At 39.9% G+C, this 20,315-nt stretch carries 24 protein-coding genes; 15 read left to right on the top strand and 9 right to left on the bottom strand.

Features of this window, described 5'->3' with window-relative positions; genetic code table 11:
• The first annotated feature begins 119 nt into the window (after positions 1 to 119).
• A complete protein-coding gene (locus SOI82_RS01245; protein WP_320668439.1) occupies positions 120 to 569 on the top strand; it encodes a nucleoside deaminase in 450 nt (149 codons plus the stop codon).
• Here SOI82_RS01245 and SOI82_RS01240 read toward each other — a convergent pair.
• Complete coding sequence (locus SOI82_RS01240; RefSeq protein ID WP_414153516.1) at positions 559 to 1,719, bottom strand: pyridoxal-phosphate-dependent aminotransferase family protein; 1,161 nt, start codon at positions 1,717 to 1,719, stop codon at positions 559 to 561. The genes SOI82_RS01245 and SOI82_RS01240 overlap by 11 nt on opposite strands.
• 250 nt (positions 1,720 to 1,969) lie before the next feature.
• Here SOI82_RS01240 and glnA point away from each other — a divergent pair, with 250 nt between their 5' ends.
• The 4 genes from glnA (at position 1,970) to SOI82_RS01220 (ending at position 5,510) form a co-directional block, all read left to right on the top strand.
• Positions 1,970 to 3,391: a type I glutamate--ammonia ligase gene (gene glnA / locus SOI82_RS01235; protein ID WP_320667584.1), complete on the top strand. Its 1,422-nt coding sequence runs from the start codon at positions 1,970 to 1,972 to the stop codon at positions 3,389 to 3,391.
• Between the two features lie 104 nt (positions 3,392 to 3,495).
• Positions 3,496 to 3,879: a hypothetical protein gene (locus SOI82_RS01230; protein WP_320667583.1), complete on the top strand. Its 384-nt coding sequence runs from the start codon at positions 3,496 to 3,498 to the stop codon at positions 3,877 to 3,879.
• A gap of 147 nt (positions 3,880 to 4,026) precedes the next feature.
• Positions 4,027 to 5,100, top strand: coding sequence for a class I SAM-dependent methyltransferase (locus tag SOI82_RS01225; protein WP_320667582.1), 1,074 nt, complete (start codon positions 4,027 to 4,029; stop codon positions 5,098 to 5,100).
• A 167-nt stretch (positions 5,101 to 5,267) separates the two neighbouring features.
• Entirely contained in the window at positions 5,268 to 5,510 is a 243-nt protein-coding gene (locus SOI82_RS01220; RefSeq protein ID WP_320667581.1) for a DUF6439 family protein, read from the top strand.
• A gap of 5 nt (positions 5,511 to 5,515) precedes the next feature.
• Here SOI82_RS01220 and SOI82_RS01215 read toward each other — a convergent pair whose 3' ends face one another.
• A complete protein-coding gene (locus SOI82_RS01215; protein WP_320667580.1) occupies positions 5,516 to 5,968 on the bottom strand; it encodes an ATP-binding protein in 453 nt (150 codons plus the stop codon).
• A gap of 38 nt (positions 5,969 to 6,006) precedes the next feature.
• Entirely contained in the window at positions 6,007 to 6,756 is a 750-nt protein-coding gene (locus tag SOI82_RS01210) for a GUN4 domain-containing protein (protein WP_320667579.1), read from the bottom strand.
• A 40-nt stretch (positions 6,757 to 6,796) separates the two neighbouring features.
• Between SOI82_RS01210 and mnmH the strand changes: the two genes are divergently transcribed.
• From mnmH to SOI82_RS01190, 4 genes are read left to right on the top strand one after another with little or no spacing between them, the layout of a single operon-like run.
• Positions 6,797 to 7,864: a tRNA 2-selenouridine(34) synthase MnmH gene (mnmH, locus tag SOI82_RS01205; protein WP_320668438.1), complete on the top strand. Its 1,068-nt coding sequence runs from the start codon at positions 6,797 to 6,799 to the stop codon at positions 7,862 to 7,864.
• A gap of 56 nt (positions 7,865 to 7,920) precedes the next feature.
• A complete protein-coding gene (gene psb28 / locus SOI82_RS01200) occupies positions 7,921 to 8,286 on the top strand; it encodes a photosystem II reaction center protein Psb28 (protein WP_320667578.1) in 366 nt (121 codons plus the stop codon).
• A 2-nt stretch (positions 8,287 to 8,288) separates the two neighbouring features.
• Entirely contained in the window at positions 8,289 to 9,368 is a 1,080-nt protein-coding gene (locus SOI82_RS01195; protein WP_320667577.1) for an AI-2E family transporter, read from the top strand.
• Positions 9,365 to 10,366, top strand: coding sequence for an AI-2E family transporter (locus SOI82_RS01190; protein ID WP_320668437.1), 1,002 nt, complete (start codon positions 9,365 to 9,367; stop codon positions 10,364 to 10,366). The genes SOI82_RS01195 and SOI82_RS01190 overlap by 4 nt, the downstream gene beginning before the upstream one ends.
• A 242-nt stretch (positions 10,367 to 10,608) precedes the next feature.
• Here SOI82_RS01190 and secF read toward each other — a convergent pair whose 3' ends face one another.
• From secF to rsmA, 6 genes are all read right to left on the bottom strand, one after another.
• Complete coding sequence (gene secF / locus SOI82_RS01185) at positions 10,609 to 11,631, bottom strand: protein translocase subunit SecF (protein WP_320667576.1); 1,023 nt, start codon at positions 11,629 to 11,631, stop codon at positions 10,609 to 10,611.
• A 3-nt stretch (positions 11,632 to 11,634) separates the two neighbouring features.
• Positions 11,635 to 13,116 (bottom strand): protein translocase subunit SecD, encoded by a 1,482-nt coding sequence (secD, locus tag SOI82_RS01180; protein WP_320667575.1) that lies wholly within the window; start codon positions 13,114 to 13,116, stop codon positions 11,635 to 11,637.
• Positions 13,117 to 13,120: 4 nt separating this feature from the next.
• Complete coding sequence (locus SOI82_RS01175; RefSeq protein ID WP_320667574.1) at positions 13,121 to 14,104, bottom strand: pyruvate dehydrogenase complex E1 component subunit beta; 984 nt, start codon at positions 14,102 to 14,104, stop codon at positions 13,121 to 13,123.
• Between the two features lie 200 nt (positions 14,105 to 14,304).
• Positions 14,305 to 14,634, bottom strand: coding sequence for a DUF3082 domain-containing protein (locus SOI82_RS01170; RefSeq protein WP_320667573.1), 330 nt, complete (start codon positions 14,632 to 14,634; stop codon positions 14,305 to 14,307).
• Positions 14,631 to 15,590: a 4-(cytidine 5'-diphospho)-2-C-methyl-D-erythritol kinase gene (gene ispE, locus SOI82_RS01165; protein WP_320667572.1), complete on the bottom strand. Its 960-nt coding sequence runs from the start codon at positions 15,588 to 15,590 to the stop codon at positions 14,631 to 14,633. Before ispE ends, SOI82_RS01170 begins: the two co-directional genes overlap by 4 nt.
• Positions 15,587 to 16,429, bottom strand: coding sequence for a 16S rRNA (adenine(1518)-N(6)/adenine(1519)-N(6))-dimethyltransferase RsmA (gene rsmA / locus SOI82_RS01160; protein ID WP_320667571.1), 843 nt, complete (start codon positions 16,427 to 16,429; stop codon positions 15,587 to 15,589). The genes ispE and rsmA overlap by 4 nt, the downstream gene beginning before the upstream one ends.
• Before the next feature lie 383 nt (positions 16,430 to 16,812).
• On the opposite strand from rsmA, the gene SOI82_RS01155 reads away from it, so the two are divergent.
• The 6 genes from SOI82_RS01155 to SOI82_RS01130 all read left to right on the top strand — a co-directional run bounded on the left by SOI82_RS01155 (position 16,813) and on the right by SOI82_RS01130 (position 20,307).
• A complete protein-coding gene (locus SOI82_RS01155; protein ID WP_320667570.1) occupies positions 16,813 to 17,079 on the top strand; it encodes a hypothetical protein in 267 nt (88 codons plus the stop codon).
• Positions 17,076 to 17,462, top strand: a complete 387-nt coding sequence (locus SOI82_RS01150; RefSeq protein ID WP_320667569.1) for a hypothetical protein — start codon at positions 17,076 to 17,078, stop codon at positions 17,460 to 17,462. The genes SOI82_RS01155 and SOI82_RS01150 overlap by 4 nt, the downstream gene beginning before the upstream one ends.
• Positions 17,463 to 17,493: 31 nt before the next feature.
• Entirely contained in the window at positions 17,494 to 17,928 is a 435-nt protein-coding gene (locus tag SOI82_RS01145) for a 23S rRNA (pseudouridine(1915)-N(3))-methyltransferase RlmH (RefSeq protein WP_320668436.1), read from the top strand.
• A gap of 145 nt (positions 17,929 to 18,073) precedes the next feature.
• Positions 18,074 to 18,535 carry a LexA family protein gene (locus SOI82_RS01140; RefSeq protein ID WP_414153515.1) on the top strand — a complete coding sequence of 154 codons (462 nt, stop codon included), beginning with the start codon at positions 18,074 to 18,076 and terminating at the stop codon, positions 18,533 to 18,535.
• Positions 18,532 to 19,806 (top strand): Y-family DNA polymerase, encoded by a 1,275-nt coding sequence (locus SOI82_RS01135; protein WP_320667568.1) that lies wholly within the window; start codon positions 18,532 to 18,534, stop codon positions 19,804 to 19,806. The genes SOI82_RS01140 and SOI82_RS01135 overlap by 4 nt, the downstream gene beginning before the upstream one ends.
• Positions 19,807 to 19,842: 36 nt before the next feature.
• Positions 19,843 to 20,307: a serine hydroxymethyltransferase gene (locus SOI82_RS01130; RefSeq protein ID WP_320667567.1), complete on the top strand. Its 465-nt coding sequence runs from the start codon at positions 19,843 to 19,845 to the stop codon at positions 20,305 to 20,307.
• Positions 20,308 to 20,315 lie beyond the last annotated feature (8 nt).

Here is a 20,315-nt window from a genome sequence, read left to right as displayed (position 1 = left end):
AGCTACAGAAAACCTAATTTCATTTTCCCTCTTAATAGCATTGTTTGATCAGGCATTAATTCAGAGATAACCCATTGTCTAAACCCATTGAGCTAAGCACACTGCAAAGTGAAGAATGGATGTTCAAGCTCCTTACAAGAGCTCAAAATATTGGTTTGTATGGGGAGGTTCCGATAAGTGCTGTCATACTTGATAGTAAAGGCCATTGCATAGGCCGTGGAAGCAACTGCAGAGAGAGAGAAAAAGATCCCCTTGGGCATGCAGAGCTCATTGCTCTTAAGCAAGCATCTCTAATACAAAACGACTGGAGGTTCAATAATTGCACCTTAATCGTTACTTTAGAACCTTGTCCAATGTGTGCAGGAGCACTCATTCAGGCAAGAATGGGACAAATCATTTATGGGGCTTCAGACCTAAAAAGAGGCGCTTTAGGTGGTTCACTAAATTTAGCCAAGGAAAAAAGTGCTCACCACAAGATGATTGTCAAAGGTGGAATTTTGAGTGAAGATGTAAGATTACAACTTGAACAATGGTTCAAGTTAAGGCGTAAATCCAAACTTAAAAACTAGACAATTCTGTATCAAAAAGATTAAGTAACTTATCTACATTTTCAGACGTAGAGTTGTAACCCATTAGGCCAATTCTCCATACCTTCCCAGCCAAAGCCCCCAAACCTCCTCCTATTTCTATACCAAAATTATTTAACAAATGAAGAGTAAAGGCTTTCCCATTTATTCCATCAGGGATGCGAACAGTCGTCAATGTAGGCAACCGTAACTCTTTTTGGACATGAAGTTCTAACCCAAGGCTCTGAAGCCCGTCCCATAGGCGTTCAGCATTAGTTCTATGACGTGTCCAAGAGTTTTCTAAACCCTCTTCAGAAAGAAGCCGTAGTGCTTCTCTCATCGCAAAATTCATATTTACTGGCGCTGTGTGGTGATAGACGCGGTCACTACCCCAGTATTTATTCAAAAGAGATACATCTAAATACCAGTTAGGCACTTTGCCTACTCGTGAATTGAGTTTTTCTTCTGCCCTAGAGCTAATTGTAAAAGGACCAAGTCCAGGAGGACAACTTAATCCCTTTTGACTACAACTATAAGCAAGATCTACCCCCCATTTATCTATAAATAGAGGTACTCCTCCAAGTGAAGTGACTGTGTCTAAAAGCAAAAGGCAATCATGTTTTTTACAAAGGCCACCAATCCCTTCCATTGGTTGACAGACACCTGTTGACGTTTCTGCATGAACTATTCCCAAAACCGTAGGTTTATGGAGCAATATTGCTTCTTCAATTTCACCTAGTGAGAATGCTTCACCCCAAGGCTTTTCTATAGTCACAACATCGGCTCGATATCTTTCTGCTATATCAATTAAGCGACTTCCAAAATATCCATTATTTGCTATTAAAACCTTGTCCCCTGGCTCAACAGTATTAGCTATTGTTGCTTCCATAGCTGAACTCCCAGTACCACTCATTGGAAGAGTTAAGCGGTTATCCGTTTGCCAGGCATAGCGAAGCAACTCTTGAACTTCACTCATTAAATCAACATAAAAAGGATCCAAATGCCCAACAGGTGGTAGAGCTAGTGCTTTTAGAACATCCGGATGTGCATTAGATGGACCAGGCCCAAGCAAAAGCCTTGTGGGGACGGATATTTGTCCAAAAACTTTGTGGTGGTCTTCAGCAACAGGGAAAAAGGTTTGGAGAGTCACCAAGGCCCTGGTAAAGGTCAATTAGTTCTGAGCCTAAACAGGCAAGCATTAAGCCGCGAAAATTCTTTGAGAGATTGCAATGGGATATAACAGCAAATGAGGATTCAAGAACCAAGACCTACCAAAATTCAAGGACTTGAGACCCAACTTGTTCCAAGCCAAAAAAGAATACAAAATGGTACTTATTGATACAAAACTAGTTTCACACACTTACTAACTTTAAAAACTATCTCTACTTAGTTAGCCAATACCCATGGGCAAATCTCCCCAGGACGTCCTCCGTCAAATAAAAGATGAAAGCATTGAATTAATTGATCTAAAATTCACAGACCTTCATGGCAAGTGGCAACACCTAACTGTCACATCTGACATGGTTGATGAGGAAGCATTTACTAGTGGACTTGCTTTTGATGGATCCTCAATTCGCGGATGGAAGGCAATTAACGAATCAGATATGGCCATGGTGCCTGATGCCAATACAGCTTGGATAGATCCTTTTTATCGCCATAAAACCTTAAGCTTGATCTGCTCAATTCAGGAGCCACGCAGTGGAGAACCTTATGCAAGGTGCCCAAGATCATTAGCTCAAAAAGCTCTTAATCACCTCGCCTCCACTGGCCTTGCAGATACAGCCTTCTTCGGGGCCGAACCTGAATTTTTCCTGTTTGATGATGTTCGTTATAACTCCAGCGAAGGAGGATGTTTCTACAGCGTCGACACAATCGAAGCACCTTGGAACACAGGAAGGATTGAAGAAGGAGGAAACCTTGCCTATAAGATCCAGATTAAAGAAGGATATTTCCCTGTAGCACCTAACGATACCGCTCAAGATATTAGATCAGAGATGTTGCTCCAGATGGGTCAACTAGGGATACCTATAGAGAAACATCATCACGAGGTTGCCGGTGCAGGACAACATGAATTAGGAATGAAATTTGCCGAATTAATTAACGCAGCCGACAACGTAATGACATATAAATATGTAGTAAGAAATGTAGCCAAAAAATATGGCAAAACAGCTACATTTATGCCAAAGCCAGTTTTCAATGATAATGGTACTGGTATGCACGTTCATCAAAGTCTATGGAAAAGTGGACAACCTCTTTTCTTTGGAGAAGGAACATATGCAAACCTTTCACAAACTGCGAGGTGGTATATCGGCGGAATCCTGAAACATGCGCCATCATTCCTAGCATTTACCAACCCAACAACTAATAGTTATAAACGTCTTGTCCCTGGTTTTGAAGCCCCAGTAAATCTTGTTTATTCCCAAGGCAACCGATCAGCAGCTGTAAGAATCCCCCTAACTGGACCTAATCCAAAAGCAAAGAGGTTTGAATTCCGCCCAGGTGATGCAATGGCAAACCCATATTTAGCTTTCAGTGCAATGATGATGGCTGGAATAGATGGGATCAAAAACCAAATAGATCCTGGGGATGGTGTTGATGTTGACTTATTTGAATTACCAGAAGAACAACTGGCAAATATTGCAACAGTCCCATCTTCATTAAATGGAGCACTTAGTTATCTTAAGTCAGACCATAAATATCTTACTGAGGGAGGTGTCTTTAGCGAAGATTTCATAGACAATTGGATCCAGATAAAATACGAAGAAGTCCAACAATTGCGTCAAAGGCCTCACCCACATGAGTTCGTTATGTATTACGACGCATAATTGACAATCTATATTTCAATATTTAAATAAAATCATTTATCAATAAAAGGTCTAAATACTGCTTAGATCTTTTATTGATAAATTACCATTTTATGAACTAATTAATGGGAGCGAAGACTAGATTAAAAATTGTCAGGAGATCTTTGAAATACAATTTCAGAATTCTACTAAATATATTAGCTCTAATAATATTTTTATTAACACTGCTAGAAACTATAGAAGCAGGATCATTAAGAAGAAAGAATGCAGAAAAGGAATTAGAGCTTGTTAACAAAAGTCTAGAGGATTTAGAATTGTATTTACGTGGAGAAGACAAAAACAAAATATGCTTAGAAGCCAAAAAAGCATCGAAGCTAATTAAGGAATCCATTCACGGATTAAAAAAAATAGAGCCAAACTACAATTGGATTGAAATCAGGGAAGTACTAATAAGAATCCCAATCAAAAACTGTCCAGGAAAATTTAAATCAAATACGACGCAATTTTGATCTAGTTTAAGGATAAGGAACAGCTCATGTAATAACGCAAGCAGAAATCAATAGAATTCAATTAATAAACTATAACTAAAACAATTAGAATCCTTTTTTTCACAGTAGAGTCTAGGCAAGAGCAGCAAAAGACTCATAACAGCATTTATGGCTGAGACAAACTTCACAAAGATCGCCTATCAAACACTTCAACAGGGCAAGGGACTTGCAGGACTTGCCCATAAACATTTGAGCTCCAAATTGATGGAATTGATAGCACCAGATGCTATCCCAAATACAAAACCTATACCTGCAGAATTATTTTATGAGCTTCGTCGCTCAGTTGCCGCTTTGGAAAAATTAGACTGGCTTGATGCTGAACAAGGCATATATCCAAAAAGTCAACTATTTGATGCACCCTGGCTTGAATGGGCAGCAAGATACCCATTAATTTGGTTCGATCTGCCTTCCACCTGGCAAAGAAGGAAACAAAAAAGAACTAGAGATATACCCATTAAAATAAACAAAAATGTATACCCAGACTATTACCTTCAAAATTTTCATCATCAAACAGATGGGTACCTTAGTGATTATTCAGCAGAACTTTATGATTTACAAGTTGAAATTCTTTTTAATGGAACAGCAGATTCCATGCGAAGGAGAATTATTGCCCCATTAAAAAGAGGTCTTAAAAGGTTCAGCAATAGGCCAAAAGAAAGTTTGAAAGTACTTGATGTTGCAACTGGTACAGGCCGAACTTTAAAACAAATACGAAGTGCCTTAAAGGACGAAGAATTAATTGGAATAGACCTCTCAGGAGCTTATCTTAGACAAGCAAGTCGATATCTAAACTCTAGAGGTGAAGAGTTTGCACAATTAATAAGAGGCAATGCAGAGGAAATGCCTTTCCCAAATGAAAGCATGCAAGCTTTAACATGTGTATTTCTATTACACGAACTACCAAAGAATGCGAGGCAAAATGTACTTAAAGAGTGCTGGAGAGTACTAGAACCTGGAGGTGTACTAGTACTAGCCGACTCAATTCAAATTGCTGACTCACCTCAGTTCTCTCCTATCATGGAAGATTTTCATAAGGTCTTTCATGAGCCTTATTACCGTGACTATATAAATGATGATATTGACGAAAAGTTAATTAATAGTGGCTTTCAATCTATAACTGCAGAATCTTACTTTATGACAAGAGTATGGAGTGCAACTAAACCCATAAAAGTCAATAATTAGTCACTTAAAGGACTTAAGTTATAAGTCAAATCAACATGTAACCTATAATTCAACTATATGGCCTAGTTAACATACAAAGATCTCGTCGCTACTATTACTAAATGCCTGTAGCATCGTTGTCTTATTTTAAAAGATTAATATTGTTCTAACGAAGAGTGATTAAACCAATGACGAAATGGCCATCAAAGGCTCAAGATCTTTCCATTAAGCTCCATGCTCAACTAAGCCTTAACGATAAAAATTGGCATAAATATAAAAACGACCCAAACAGAAGAGCTGCAGAATTACTTGCTGGAGCACTGGTTCAACTTATCTCTGGTGGGAAAGAAGCTGATATCACTGAGCTTATAAATCAATCAATGCGATGGGTAAAACGAGAAATAAAAGCTCCTAGTTGTCCTGATCGCTAATTATTTCATCGTCGAGTTGCTAGCTGCAAACGATTACCTCGGCGACTCCAACGAACATCATCAAAACAATGATGAATTATGAACAGTCCGCGCCCATGATTAGCATCAAGATCAGTAGGCAATGATGCACACCGTTCATCTATTGGGATTCCTTTTCCTTCATCTTGAATTTGCCATACAAACCAATTTGGAGTAAGTATTCGACGAACCCTTAAATGTTTTGAAGGGTCTCCACTATTGCCATGTAAAACAGCATTCACAAGTGCTTCTTGAAGACCCAGCTGTATTTTTTCAGTAGATTCACTTTGAGAAATAGGCTCCATAAGAATCTCAAGGAACGAAGATAGCTGAAGTGTTGAAGGAAATGAAAAGTCAGCCCACCGGAATTTCCTTGACACTAAAAGAACACAAAAAGAATATAGATGCTGAACAGCTTTGAATGAGCTGATACGCATCATTACTGCCTTAATCCTTTTTCAAAATAGTTGCTAAAGGGTTAATTTGAAAATGTTGAGCCAGAAGTCCCCTCCTCTCGACGTACAAGAAGTGCAGGATGATTCAAAAGAGCATCCATTAAACGGACCCCGCGAAGTTGGTTCACAAGAGGCATATGCCCTTCTGGGGCAGTTATTGACCATGAAAAAGCATGCGGATATCTAGTCCATACTCCATTTTCTTTCCAGCCAATTCGAGGCCACAAACGATCGTAACGACCTCCTAGTGAGTTTAAAAGGCGAGCCTGAATTGAGAAGCCAAATCTACCTTGGGAGTAAGCAAACCAAAGCCTATCCAAAGTGACTAGGTCAACTCCAGACATGGTTCCAACTTCACTAAAATAGACATAACCGCGTTCTTCAGCTTCTGGACCTGCTAATTGCCGAAGTATTGCACTAGTAAATCGGTCAGCATCCTCAAAATTTTCAGAGAGGAGAGAACTTTGGAAAGAGGCATAATCAATTCCTTCAAGAGACTCAGTGTGAAACCATCCAGTTGAGTCAGGAGAAATTAGCTTTGAGATGGCATCTGGTTGATTTCTGTGAATAACCTGCAGAATCCAGCCAGCAGCCCAATCATCCCCCTGAGGAGAAAAAGGTGCTAATGCGTCTGGCCCCAACAAAGCAATTTCTTTAGCTCGAGCTTCTATTGATTTAATAAGGCCACGACGTTTCCTTGAGGAGCCGTTAGAGAATTGCTCTAACAACTCTTCAATGCTGATATCAGATGAATGGGAGTTTTCAGAAAGCATGAATAGCAACCGGTCTCAACTGACCAGGCATAAGTCCACTATGTCAGGTATTGGCCTACAAACCTATCTGCCTATAGAAACCTTCAGACAGATCAATGGCCCAGTAATAGATATAAGAAGTTCTTCTGAATTCAATAAAGGGCATTGGCCAGAAGCCATTAGTCTTCCATTATTTAGCGATGAAGAAAGGGCAACAGTAGGCAAAAGCTATAAAAACGAAGGTAGAGAAAAGGCAATATTACTTGGATTAAAATTTATAGGGCCAAAAATTCCTGTCCTAAAGGGGAAGTTACAATCTTTAAGTCAGCAAGTTGGTAACACAAATAACGATGGAATAAATAAATATTGTCTAAAACTTTATTGCTGGAGAGGTGGTATGCGCTCAGCAAGTGTTAGTTGGTTAGCTAATTTATTAAATTTAAAACCTGTAATTCTGATTGGAGGATATAAAGCTTATAGAAATTGGGTACTAAAACAATTTCAAAAGGAATTGCCTCTCAAGTTAATTGGTGGAAAGACTGGCACAGGAAAAACAGATCTTCTATATTCAATGAAAAAAGCAGGCCTTTTTACAATTGATTTAGAAGGATTAGCCAACCACAGAGGTAGCAGTTTTGGAAGTCTTGGACTTCCTCCTCAACCAACCTCAGAACTCTATGAAAATCTACTCGCTGAAACCCTTGAAAATTGCAAAAAAAACCCAGCTCAGTACATTTGGTTAGAAGCAGAAAGTGCAAGTTTAGGTCGATGCAGAATCCCAAATGAATTGTTCAAACAAATGAAAAAAGCTCCGATTCTGGAAATATGTCGATCACAAAAAGAAAGAATTCAACAATTGGTGAAAGTCTATTCAAATCATGATAAAGATGCTCTTATAGATGCTGTTACAAGGATTAGTCGAAGACTTGGGCCACAGCGAACAAAAGAGGCTAAAACAGCTATCGAAAATGAAAACTGGGAGCAAGCCTGCGTAGCAATGCTCGATTATTACGATCGTTGCTACGACTATGAGTTAGCAAGGAGTCCCAAAAGAAAGACAGTTGACTTAACTGGTAAGACGGCAGATTTAGCAGTTGAAAAACTCCTTAGAGAAGGGCTTCTCAACTAGTTGAGACTAACGACATACATCACCTTTTAACTATTATTCAACTTTCGCAGGACTCCATGACTAAATCCAACGCAGTTGCAGCGATTCAATTCTTTCGGGGTATAGATGAACCTGTTGTGCCTGAAATACGTCTAACGAGAAGTCGAGACGGCAGGACTGGTCAAGCTTTCTTCATATTCGATAGCCCTGAAGCTCTCACAAAAGAATCATTGACAGATTTGAAAGGCATGCTTCTTATTGACGAAGAAGGAGAATTGGTTACTAGAGAAGTAAATGCTCGCTTTGTAAATGGCGAGGCTAGTGCTCTTGAAGCCACTTATACATGGAAATCAGAAGTCGACTTTGAACGCTTCATGCGTTTTGCCCAAAGATATGCAAAAAGCCATGGCATGGGTTATACCGACAATTCTGCAAAAAAATAAGAATGAAACTTCCCCATTGGCTAGCCCTATCGGCTCTTTTGTCAGCGGGGGTAATTCTATGGAGCCTAAAAGAAATACTTATTCAGATTTTTGCTGGAATTGTGCTAGCAATGGCGCTTTGCACGCTTGTAGAAAAGTTACGTTCAATAATTCCAATTGCTAGGCCTATAGCTTTGCTGTTTAGCCTCTCCATCATATTAATTTTCGTCAGCCTTATATTTATTATTGTCTTACCACCATTTGCAGAAGAATTCCAACAGTTAATAGTTCAACTTCCTAATGCAGCGAGTGCACTCTCAGACATTGCCAGAGAGAATTTAGAGAAAGTGAACGAAATGATTTATGGAGACTATCAAGAAGGAACTATTGGTAGGCAATTTTTCGCAAATGGATTTAATCCCTTACCTGATAGTTCAACATTAGCTACTGGTGTTGGGGATGGAATCAAAAAGATTCTCGATCTAGCTGGAAATGTAGGAAGTGTTTTCTTAAAAGTCCTATTTATTCTCGCTGTGAGTCTAATGATTTCAATTCAACCAATTGCTTATAGAGAAGTTTCAATTCTTCTGATTCCTTCCTTTTATAGACGAAGAGCTCGAAGGATACTTCTTGATTGCGGTAAAGCCCTTAGTAATTGGATGGTTGGGGTTTTAATTAGTTCTTTATGTGTGGCCCTACTAGCAGGAATTGGCCTATCAATTTTGGGTGTAAAACTAGTAATTGCCAATGCTATTTTAGCTGGCATTCTGAATGTCATACCAAATGTAGGACCAGTTATAAGTACGATATTCCCTATGTCAGTAGCATTACTTGATGAGCCATGGAAAGCGATTGCAGTTTTAGGAATGTACATATTTATACAAAATCTTGAAAGTTATCTAATAACTCCTTCCGTAATGCATCATCAAGTCAAGCTACTTCCAGGATTAACACTTACCGCTCAATTTATATTTACTGTGGTTTTTGGGCCAATTGGATTAATACTTGCTTTGCCATTAACAGTCGTTCTTCAAGTTTTGATCAAAGAAATTGTCATTAAAGATTTGCTAGATCCATGGAAAAAGAAACATCTCGCAAGATGACTTCTCGTAAATTAATTGCATTTTTAACATTATTATTTCTAGCCTTACTTATATGGCAGTTAAGATGGGTACTTATGGTTTTTTTTGGCGCAATAGTTTTAGCAGTTACGCTAGATGTACTAATACAGAAACTACAAAAACAATTAAAAATACCTCGAAGCTTTGCATTATGTCTTGTTCTATTTATTTTAATAATCTCTGGAGCCTTAATATTTCAGCTGTTAATTCCTGAATTAATTACACAAGTAAAAGAACTGGGAACACTTTTACCAGCTTTAGACTCAAAGCTTCAGTTAATAATTACAAGTCAACCTCTTTTAGCTGAAATTAAAGAATCTATACCTAACCAATTCAACTGGGAAAGATTACAGCCTTATGGGGCAAAATTACTTGGCTTCGCTGGGGATGCTGCAAACAGCTTAATTCAACTACTGCTGATAAGTGTGCTTTCAATCCTTCTAACATTAGACCCCAAATCCCATCGAAAGATAATTATTTCAGCAACCCCTAGGCCTTTTAGAAGCGAAGTTTCAACACTACTTGATAATTGCAGAGTTGCATTGGGAGGCTGGCTAGAAGGTATGACAATCTCAGCAACAAGCGTTTTTCTCTTAACCTGGCTAGGTCTTTCAATTCTAAAAGTTCCTCTAGCCCTTCTTAGTGCACTTGTATGTGGAATACTTACTTTCTTGCCCACAATTGGACCAACAACAGCAACATTATTGCCATTAGGTATTGCATTAATTATTTCTCCTATATTAATGCTAAAAGTACTAATTCTTAGAATCATCCTACAGAACATAGAGGCATTTTTATTAACACCATTTTTATTAAGTCGAACAGTAAATTTATTACCTACGGTTGCATTAATGGCACAATTAAGTTTAGGTGCGTTATTAGGACTACCTGGACTATTGATAGCTCTACCACTTACAGTAACTTTACAAGTCTGTATTCAAGACCTGCTTATTAAAAAAGTAATGGACAAATGGGTCTAAGTGAATCAAATAAGTAGTACAAATATTAGAACATTTTTTGTTAATCATATTGACGTATAATCGAGGCACTTAATAATAAAACAATGATCGCTAGGGGGTGGTGGCCAATAGCAAAAAACAAGGCGCTAAATGTAAAGTCCTCAATTAAAAGTCTTATTTCTATTCGAAGATCCCAAATCGAAACCAGAATCAAACTTAGTGGAATAAAATGTCGATATGTATAATAAAAAAAATTTCTCAAGTTATTTCTCAACTTTATCCTCTGATTGAGTCTCAATTGGCACTGGAATATTTGAACTGCTTAAACTTAATAATGAAGGAGCCAGTGCAATACTAGACCAACTACCTATTACAACTCCCAATGCCAACGCAATAGCAAACCAATATAAAGTACTCCCCCCAAAGAAAATCAATGCCAATAAAGGCAAAAGTGTTGTTCCACTAGTGTAAAGAGTTCTCGTTAATGTTGAAGAGACTGCCCTATCAATTTGCTCTGCCAAATCCAGGGAAGAATTAACGCGAGCACGTTCACGAATTCTATCAAATACAACAACAGTGTCGTTGACGGAATAACCTGCAATTGTTAATAACGCAACAGCAAAAAGACTATTAACTTCTAGAGAGAAAAGCAATCCTAGCCAAGCAAAAACACCACAAACAATAATCACATCATGACCCAGCGCTATTAAGGCCAATACAGCAAATCTTTGATCATATCGAAGGCTTATATATAAAGCAATACCTGCAAAGGCTGCCAAAAGAGATATCAAACTACTTTTTAGTAGCTGCCCACCAAGGCTTGGGCCAATTGTATTAATAGCCTGACCACCAGGCTGGAAAGGTCCGGCAATCGGCTCCATAGCTGCTATTACAGATTGACCTTGTGAAGCAGACAAAAATGGAAGTCTCAGCACTAATGATTTCGAATCATCAAGAAATTGAACTTTCGCATCTGATATTTTTGGAAAGGATTTTGTTTCTTCTTCTGAAATAGATAAATTCCTCAAAATTTCAGAAATTTTTGTCGTACTAAGTTCATCGCAGGAGTGATCACAAGTTCTTTCTAGCTGAATTTGCGTACCACCAGTAAAATCAATTCCAGGACGAAGTGGGGCCTTAATAGAAGGATTAAAAAAGCAAAGTAACAACCCCAAAAGGCTAAGTGCAACAAAAATTCCTGAAGTCCACCAAACAAAATGTCGGCGGCTGCAAAGCCGGATTCTTAGAGAACTTTTATTGGAATTGTAAGAAAAAGATCTGGTCATTAATCAAAATTGTGAAGATGGTATTTGGTTTGCAGGTAGAAAATTTGTAGGGCGTCTTAATTTTTGGTAACTCATAAGAAATCTCAAAAGCGTACGTGTGCAACTGAGTGCAGTAAATAAACTCAACACCACTCCTATTCCTAATGTCGCAGCAAACCCTTTAACAAATCCAGTACCTAAGGAAAAAAGAGCGATACAGCTAATAAGTGTAGTCAGATGGCCATCAATAATTGAAGAAAAGGCCTCTGAGAATCCAGTTTCTATAGAGCGAATAAGAGTATTTCCTCTCCTCAATTCATCCTTGACACGCTCAAAAATTAGAACATTTGCATCAACAGCCATCCCAATACTAAGAATGAAACCTGCTATGCCTGGGAGGGTAAGAGTTACAGGAACTAACGCATAAACAGCAAGATTAAATAATGCATACAGGCTCAAAGCAATTACAGCCACAAAGCCTGCTAATCGATAAGCAAGCAACATAAAGATTGCGACCAATGCAAGGCCAGAAAGTGCCGAGGAAAGACTTCTACGAATATTTGCAGCTCCAAGTGTTGGTCCAATCGTTCTTACTTCGAGGATTTCTACAGGCAAAGGGAGAGAGCCACCATCAAGTTTGACTTCTAAATCGCGTGCATCCTGAACAGTGAAATTACCGCTAATAGTTGCCGCACCTCCAGTAATTCCAGCCATCTTGAACTGTTGACCAACTTTTGCTTCACTAATAGACCTTCCATCAAGAACAATTCCCAGTAAACGATCTGTACCAGCTATTGATTTAGTTAGGTCCGCGAATTTTCCTCCGCCTTCACTATTGAAGGTAAGCGTGACTTCCCATCCAGAACCGTTTTGCTCCTGACGACTGCCTGCCTTAATCAAATTGCCAGTAAAAAAGGCTGGTTCAAAAAGTTCAGCTATTTTGAATTGTGCTTTATCTATCAATTGTTCAAGTTGATCGACATCATTTTCAGAAGTAATCTCAATACCAAGAGTTTTTTGAGCTAAAGCAATTTGCTCAGTATTTAGCTCAACATCTGAAGGGCTATTTAGTGAATTTCCCCGCTCTCCATAGAATTTGAGGATTCCTTCAGCTTGTCGTTTAATTCTTTGCAGATTTCTAAGCTCATTTTGAGTTCCAGGTTTCTGAGCCCTAAATTCAAGCAAAGCTGTACTACCTAGTATTTCCGAGGCACGTGAGGGATCCTGCTCACCCGGAAGTTGAACCACCAGTTGATCTGAACCAATGGTTTGAATAGTTGATTCAGAAACACCTAATCCATTAACCCGAAGATCCATAACAGCTTTCACCGCCTCAAGCTGTTCACTATCAACTCGGGTAATTTCTTCCGTGGGTTGAACCTGAAGAGTTAGCTGACTGCCACCACGCAAGTCCAAACCCAACTGAAGTGGAAAGCTTATAAAAACCGCACCAGCAGAAAAAGCCAGCGCAAGAATCAAAGCAAACCAGCCTTGTTGGCGTGCCATAAATTCAGAGTCCCTTGCGAATCATCTTCTGTGTAGCCTCAACTATTTGATGTGGCTGAATAATTGTGAGATTTTCTAATTGGCCGTTATAGGGAGTAGGTATATCTTGACTAGAAAGACGAATAGGTCTTTCATCAAGATCATCAAAACATTCTTCAGTAATTAAAGAAATCAACTCTGCTCCTATTCCACCAGTTTTCATACATTCCTCAACAACAATGACACGGTGTGTTTTTTTTATAGATTTTGAAATTGTTTTCATGTCAAATGGCTTGAGACTTATTAAATCAATCAATTCAGCCTCAATTCCATCTGCCTTCAATAGCTCAGTAGCCTTTAAACAATGGTGTCGCATACGTGAGTAAGTAATCAATGTGACATCTTTTCCCTCTTGAACAAGATCGGCCTGATCTAAAGCGCAAACATAATCACCTTCTGGGAGCTCCTCACTGAGGTTATAGAGAAGAACATGCTCAAAGAAAAGAACAGGATTGTCATCCCTTATGGCTGCTTTCATAAGTCCTTTCGCATTAGTTGGAGTACTTACAGCAACAATCTTTATTCCAGGGACAGCATGAAAATAAGCTTCTAACCGCTGACTATGTTCTGCCCCAAGTTGGCGCCCAACTCCCCCTGGTCCTCTAACAACAGTGGGAATAGTGAAATTTCCTCCACTTGTGTACCGCAACATCCCCATGTTGTTGGAGATCTGATTAAAAGCTAACAAAAGGAACCCCATATTCATCCCCTCAACAATTGGTCGAAGACCAGTCATAGCTGCTCCTACAGCCATTCCAGTAAAACTATTTTCTGCAATGGGAGTATCGAGAACTCTTAGCTCCCCATACTTCTCATACAGATCTTTAGTGACTTTGTACGATCCGCCATAAGCACCAACATCTTCGCCCATCACACATACACGTGGATCTCTTGCCATCTCTTCATCGATGGCTTCTCGGAGAGCGTTAAAAAGAAGTGTCCCTGTCACAGCTTCAATGCGATCCCGGTAGAACCGGATTAATAGGCCACGCTATATCAGCCTATGCCTATTAACCTCCTGCAGCAAATGTAGACAAAAGCAATACTGAGAGAAGCATCCCAGGGCTCAGCAAAAGAATCAGTAAACCAAGGTCGTGAAGTGTCATCTACTTAAAACCTAATAACCCTTATAAATAAGATGCTCAAATCCTAAGTAGATTCTCGTGCATTGCCATCAAAGAGACTGCGAATAAATACAAGGATTAGCCCTAATCCGATGAAACCAAACGTAAATGTAGCTAAGAAACTTATTCCTATGACCAGTGTTTTGAATCCTGAAGCTACACTTTGAGCTATTGGGGAAGAGTAGGCAGGCGAATGAAGAGTGAAATAGATCACCATTCTCTGACTTAACTCAAGACAGATCCAGGACAAGAAAATACTGGTAATAGCACCAGAAAAAAAACTAAGTGGACCTTTTTGCGGAGATATCGATTTCTCCTCTTCTCCTTTTAATATTGGATTTTTTGAATCACTCATGATTCAGAGGTAACTCCTTGAGGTTGAAAAGAACAACACCAACTTTCTAATCCTGAAGTTGATAATCGTTCTCTGTTCTGATCAAAAACATCCTTGGCCTTGTTGTAACTGGAATAAAGAGCAAAGCAACTAGGGCCAGAACCACTCATTGCAACACCAAGTGATCCTGGCAATTCAGAAAGTAACTCCAACCCATTCTGAACAGAGGAAATTTCAGGAGCGACTACTTTCTGAAGATCATTTTTCAGTGGTGGTGGTTCTGAGATGCTCCAATTTTTCAACCAATTTTCATCCCTTAATTGTTGACGGCACCTTTCAAAATCAGATTCACTTTCTAGATAATGAGCGCCCCTAATTTCCCTACAACGTCCATAAGCCCAAGGAGTAGAGACACTTACAGATGGGTCCTTAATCAGGATAACTGCCATAAAAGGACTACACGCTTTTAAAGATTCCAGTTTCTCGCCACGGCCGAAACATAATTGAGTGCCACCCTCTAAACAAAAAGGAATATCAGAACCAAGTTCAGCAGCCAAAGAAATCAATTTCTTTCTTGTAAAAGCAAGCCCCCATAAAGAATTTAACCCAAACAAAGTAGCGGCCCCATCACTAGAACCTCCAGCAAGACCGGCCCCAATAGGGATTTTCTTACAGAGATGAATATTCGCACCCAAGCCTTTCACTCCCGAGTTATCACGAATCAATCGCGCCGCTTTAATAATTAAATTGTCATCTCCTGTACTTAAGTTTGGATCATCAACAGAAAGGTTTATTTCTCCATCTTCGTTCCTAGTTATTTCAAGGTAGTCAGCCAGGTCGATGCTCTGCATAACCATCGCTAATTCGTGAAACCCATCTGCCCTTAGACCAAGTACTTCTAAATGGAGGTTGATTTTTGCGGGAGCCTTAATTCTTAGTAAATGCCCCGTATCAAAAGGTCTGTAAGAGGTGCTCATAATTGCTTACTAACTTCATTACTAAAGTTGAAATTCTTTGCCATTACTAACCATTCTTGAGGGGACACCTCTTGTGGCCGCTGATCAAGGCTAATTCCAGCGTTTTTCGCGCACCCCTCTAATTCATTCAATGAGCCTAATTCTCTAAGCGAGTTGCGCAACATTTTTCTTCTAGAAGTAAAAGCTTTACGAAGCAGCTCATCTACGCGTAGTGCTAACGCTGAATCCAAACGATGCTCTTCATCCACAGGCTCAATAGAAATAACCTGTGAATGAACTTTGGGTCTCGGTTGAAAACAACTTGGTGGCACCTGACAAATACTTCTGCATTTAGCCAGCAACTGCAGTCTTACACTAAGCGCACTGAAATTACTTTGGCCTTGTCGAGCCAGAATCCTCTCTGCCACTTCCTTTTGCAGAAGAAGTACAAGCAACTTATAAGTCCTTTCAATAGGTTTCCCTAAACGCCCCACCAACCGTTCGAGCAATGGTCCAGTGATGTTATATGGAATATTTGCAACAACTTTGTTCGAAAGGATTCCACAAGGAGGAGTCAATGGAATCGACAGAACATCTCCTTGTTGAAGAGTAAAACGTGGTTGGCTAGCAAAACGCTCCTTTAATCCCACAACAAGATCAGCATCCAATTCAACTGCATGAACTGCTGCAACTTGAGATGCTAATAGCCGTTCTGTCAGGACACCTCGTCCAGGTCCTACTTCCAGAACCCTATCACCACACTGAAGATCCGCAGCCTCAACAATAGATTCCAACACAGATACATCCTTAAGCCAATGCTGCCCTAAACGCTTTCGTGCAATGTGTCCCGAAAAAGGCATAGCCTTAACTACCCAAATACATACCAAACACTTGAATAGTAATTAAGACTGAAAATTCTAACTCTTATTTAAAACCAGATCAGACAACGAAGAGAGGTTGAAGAAAACACTGCGCCTCTTAAAGGAATTCTCTTAGAAACAAATAAGATTTATTTCCCAACCTTCAATCTTAAAACAAACTCATCATCACCAGAAGAATCATATTTCCAAAACAACTAAAAACCTAAACTGAGATAGATGCTAAATATCCATCCTAGTAATTTTGAGGTGTATTCTCTAACCCCAAAACGAATTACATCCCATTCAATATCTCACAGTCCTACCGACCGACCCCTCATCCTTTAACAAGCAGATCTAAGGTTTACCAATTAATTCCTGTTGCTATGCGTGCCCGCCTAATGGCCTTGGCCGCTGCTGCCATCTTCTTTTTATTTCCTCTCCAGCAGCCAGGCTTAACCGCTATTGACAACACCACACAGGTCGCTGATTTAAGCGATCTTGATTTGCCCTCGGCACTTGCTGACGACGACAGCTTCACCGATCTTCCTTTTGAACAACTTCGACAAGCTCTAAGAGAAGAAGTCGAATATGGACCTAAAAAAGGTCTTAGTCCCCGCTCCTTTAAAAAATACAATCTCCTCATCCGATGACATTTGACCCTCGTAGTCGCGAGCATCTTCAAAAGTTAATTCGTCAGCTTCCACGAGAACTGCCGAAGCCGAAGCCTCCTCTTGAGCAAAAAGAAAGTCGCACCAACGACACCTCTCACCCCATAGAAACCACAAACAATCCTCAATTGTTATTCCAAGAGTTAATGAATGCAAGTCCAGATGGGAACGTCCCTACACATTTAATACAGAGACTAAAAGAAATTGAGACCAAAGAGTTAGGCCATAATCATCAAAGCAACAAAACAACGAACACAAGTTCCGAGGCAAAGCAAATAGCACCAAAAAAGAAGTCAAAAAAAGAAACCAAGGAAGAAATTCTCTATTCTTCGTTCAATAGATTTCTATTAGAAGAGGAAGATTAGATGCAAATCATTGACCTCTGATTCACTCATGCTGAATCCGTCGCGTTATCGAATCCTTGCCATAGGAAAAATCCGCAAAAAATGGATAAGTGAAGGTCTTGAGTTATACCTAAAACGTCTACCTGGCTTAACAATTACTGAATTAAAAGACTCAAGTCCACAAAAAGAAGCTGACGCAATACAAACTCAACTAAAAAACAATGAAACACTAATCATTCTGATGGAAGAAGGAAGGCCTCTCGCCTCTATTCCCTTTGCTGAGTATCTAAAAGCATTAGGTTCAAAGCGACTTGTTTTTGTAATAGGTGGAGCTAACGGTATCGCACCTGAAATAAAAAAGATGGCCGACCTTTGCTTAAGCCTCTCACCTATGACATTCCCCCATGAGATTGCTCGCTTATTACTTGTGGAGCAAATCTATCGAGCTACCACCATTATTCACGGAGGCCCATATCATCGGAGCTAACAATTAAAGCCGGTCAAAATATCAAGCCCTACTAGCAAATAAGCATCTAGCCCTGAAACCGCCAAGTACACAAACTCCACCCACCCTCCGGGAAGAAGCAAGACAGAGAGCTCAGTAGTATTGGTGTACTATTGAGCTCTCTGTCTTGCTTCTTGTGAAGGATTCGCAGGTGCTAGTCGTCCTACCAGCAAAGCAATCGAAATTATTCCTACCGCTAGCGAATGAATGCGTTTCAGCAGGCTTCCCTTCCCCTGCCGACGACTATATCGATATCGGTATCGATCTCAACGAGTATCTAATTCAACATCCCGAAAGCACCTTTCTGCTTCGTGTAAGCGGTGACTCTATGACTGGCGCCGGAATTCATAACGGCGATCTCCTCGTTGTAGACCGTAGCCTCAACCCACGTCCCGGTCACATCGTGATAGCTGTACTAGATGGCGCCTTCACGCTGAAACGACTTGTTCTCAAAAATGGAGTGCTGTATCTAGAAGCAGAGCATCCCAACTATCTACCCATTGACCTACAGCAATACGAAAACGTGCAGATCTGGGGTGTAGCAGTGCATTCAATTCACAATCTCAAAAGCATTACATCATCAAAATGACTCAAGCAACAGCACTAATCGATGGCAATAATTTCTACGCCGCATGTGAACAAAACATAGATCCATCGCTCTCTGGTCGCCCAGTAGTAGTGCTATCTAACAACGATGGCTGCATCGTGGCTCGCAGCTCAGAAGCGCGGAAACTCGGCATTTCAATGGGCCAACCATACTTCAAGATCCAACATAAATTAAAAAAGCTCGGTGTAGTCGTACGCAGCTCCAATTACGCCTTATACGGTGATATGAGTCAACGTCTAATGGGTTTATTAAAAAAACATTGTGAACACATAGAAATCTATTCCATTGATGAAGCCTTTGCTCAAATCAGTCGTCCACCTGATTACGACTTACGTCCCTGGTCTCGTCAACTACGAGCATTAATATATCAAAACCTAGGATTACCCATTTCTATCGGTATCGGGGGTAGCAAGAGCCAAGCCAAGATTGCTAACTACCTCGCAAAAAACATATCAGCTCATGCTGGTGTCTTTGACCTACAAATAAATAAGGACCAAACATCATGGCTCAAGACTATTAACATCGAAGACGTTTGGGGAATAGGACCCCAAATCGCTCGTTGGTGTCGAATGCGAGGCATTAATACAGCTCAGCAACTACGCGATATGCCTAGCAACGAACTACATACAAAGTTCGGGGTAACAGGAATAAGACTACAAAAAGAATTACAAGGGAAAGTATGCCTACCTCTCAGGACAGTAACACCACCAAAACAGCAAACTTGCGTAAGCAAAAGTTTCAGTCGTCCGATAACAAGCCTAGAAGAATTACATCGCGCAATAAATAGCCACATAATTCGCGCCAGTGCAAAGCTAAGAAAGCACAATCAACGAGCAGGAACTATCACCGTATTCACACGCACAAGTCCCTTTTCAGAATCCTTCTATCAGCAAAGCGCAACAACTCAACTAAACACACCAAGCAACGACACGGCCGTTCTTCTAGCAGAAGCATTGACATTGACAGAGAAAATATTCCGGCCTTATTGCCTTCTAGTCAAGGCTGGAGTGATAATGAAAAAACTTCAGAGCACTGATCATCTACAACCAAACCTTCTAAGGGATTACAAGCCTGAAAGCCTAAAGAGACGTGAACGTCTAATGCAAACAATCGACAAGCTCAACGAGCGCTATGGAGATGGCACAGTGAAATGGGCGGCATGCGTTCTCAATCAAAGTTGGGACATACGCCGTGAGCAATTAAGCTGCTACACGACAACACGAATCAATCAACTTCCGATTGTTCAATCATAAGCAAATTCAGACCAACAAAAACTCAAATAGAAAATCATGGAATTCCTTTTATTTTTAACTGCAAAAGAAAAAGAAATCCTTGAACTTATCTACAAAGCAAATTTTTCAGTGGAAGAAAATTCTCCTTTATGCCTAATGGGAAAAAAGTATGTTGGGTTTACCAAAAAGCGGCAACGTGCAGTGGTTATTTGCACTCAAAATATAAAAGAGACTAATGGTTTTTACCTACCCAAAGTGGGTCGTGATAATAATAATGCTACAGCAATCTCCATTAGAAAAGCGCTTAGACATGAAGCAACTCACGTTGCTCAGGACTGTAATAATTCAAAGCTTCTAGGTGTCATTAATACTAAAAGAAAATCACACCCATGGTATAAAGCAAGAGCAATAAAAGGGTCTACAAGTATTGGGAATATAAAGAGAGAACGTGAAGTAGAGGCTTATTATATGGAAGACAGACCCAAGAAGGTAATTGCTGCACTGAAGAAGTTTTGCCCTTAAAAAGAACA

This window comes from Prochlorococcus sp. MIT 1307, from assembly GCF_034092395.1.
GTDB lineage: Bacteria > Cyanobacteriota > Cyanobacteriia > PCC-6307 > Cyanobiaceae > AG-363-K07.
This window is presented reverse-complemented; position numbering and strand designations above follow the sequence as displayed.

Excerpts from the sequence above, each read along its gene's own strand:
- secD (WP_320667575.1), bottom strand. The coding sequence starts at position 13,116 with ATGGCACGCCAACAAGGCTGGTTTGCTTTGATTCTTGCGCTGGCTTTT.
- SOI82_RS01230 (WP_320667583.1), top strand. The coding sequence starts at position 3,496 with ATGGGAGCGAAGACTAGATTAAAAATTGTCAGGAGATCTTTGAAATAC.
- SOI82_RS01215 (WP_320667580.1), bottom strand. The coding sequence starts at position 5,968 with ATGATGCGTATCAGCTCATTCAAAGCTGTTCAGCATCTATATTCTTTT.
- SOI82_RS01170 (WP_320667573.1), bottom strand. The coding sequence starts at position 14,634 with ATGAGTGATTCAAAAAATCCAATATTAAAAGGAGAAGAGGAGAAATCG.
- glnA (WP_320667584.1), top strand. The coding sequence starts at position 1,970 with ATGGGCAAATCTCCCCAGGACGTCCTCCGTCAAATAAAAGATGAAAGC.
- SOI82_RS01135 (WP_320667568.1), top strand. The coding sequence starts at position 18,532 with ATGACTCAAGCAACAGCACTAATCGATGGCAATAATTTCTACGCCGCA.
- SOI82_RS01220 (WP_320667581.1), top strand. The coding sequence starts at position 5,268 with ATGACGAAATGGCCATCAAAGGCTCAAGATCTTTCCATTAAGCTCCAT.
- SOI82_RS01130 (WP_320667567.1), top strand. The coding sequence starts at position 19,843 with ATGGAATTCCTTTTATTTTTAACTGCAAAAGAAAAAGAAATCCTTGAA.
- mnmH (WP_320668438.1), top strand. The coding sequence starts at position 6,797 with ATGTCAGGTATTGGCCTACAAACCTATCTGCCTATAGAAACCTTCAGA.
- SOI82_RS01150 (WP_320667569.1), top strand. The coding sequence starts at position 17,076 with ATGACATTTGACCCTCGTAGTCGCGAGCATCTTCAAAAGTTAATTCGT.
- rsmA (WP_320667571.1), bottom strand. The coding sequence starts at position 16,429 with ATGCCTTTTTCGGGACACATTGCACGAAAGCGTTTAGGGCAGCATTGG.
- secF (WP_320667576.1), bottom strand. The coding sequence starts at position 11,631 with ATGACCAGATCTTTTTCTTACAATTCCAATAAAAGTTCTCTAAGAATC.
- ispE (WP_320667572.1), bottom strand. The coding sequence starts at position 15,590 with ATGAGCACCTCTTACAGACCTTTTGATACGGGGCATTTACTAAGAATT.
- SOI82_RS01210 (WP_320667579.1), bottom strand. The coding sequence starts at position 6,756 with ATGCTTTCTGAAAACTCCCATTCATCTGATATCAGCATTGAAGAGTTG.
- SOI82_RS01195 (WP_320667577.1), top strand. The coding sequence starts at position 8,289 with ATGAAACTTCCCCATTGGCTAGCCCTATCGGCTCTTTTGTCAGCGGGG.
- SOI82_RS01190 (WP_320668437.1), top strand. The coding sequence starts at position 9,365 with ATGACTTCTCGTAAATTAATTGCATTTTTAACATTATTATTTCTAGCC.
- SOI82_RS01245 (WP_320668439.1), top strand. The coding sequence starts at position 120 with ATGTTCAAGCTCCTTACAAGAGCTCAAAATATTGGTTTGTATGGGGAG.
- psb28 (WP_320667578.1), top strand. The coding sequence starts at position 7,921 with ATGACTAAATCCAACGCAGTTGCAGCGATTCAATTCTTTCGGGGTATA.
- SOI82_RS01225 (WP_320667582.1), top strand. The coding sequence starts at position 4,027 with ATGGCTGAGACAAACTTCACAAAGATCGCCTATCAAACACTTCAACAG.
- SOI82_RS01155 (WP_320667570.1), top strand. The coding sequence starts at position 16,813 with ATGCGTGCCCGCCTAATGGCCTTGGCCGCTGCTGCCATCTTCTTTTTA.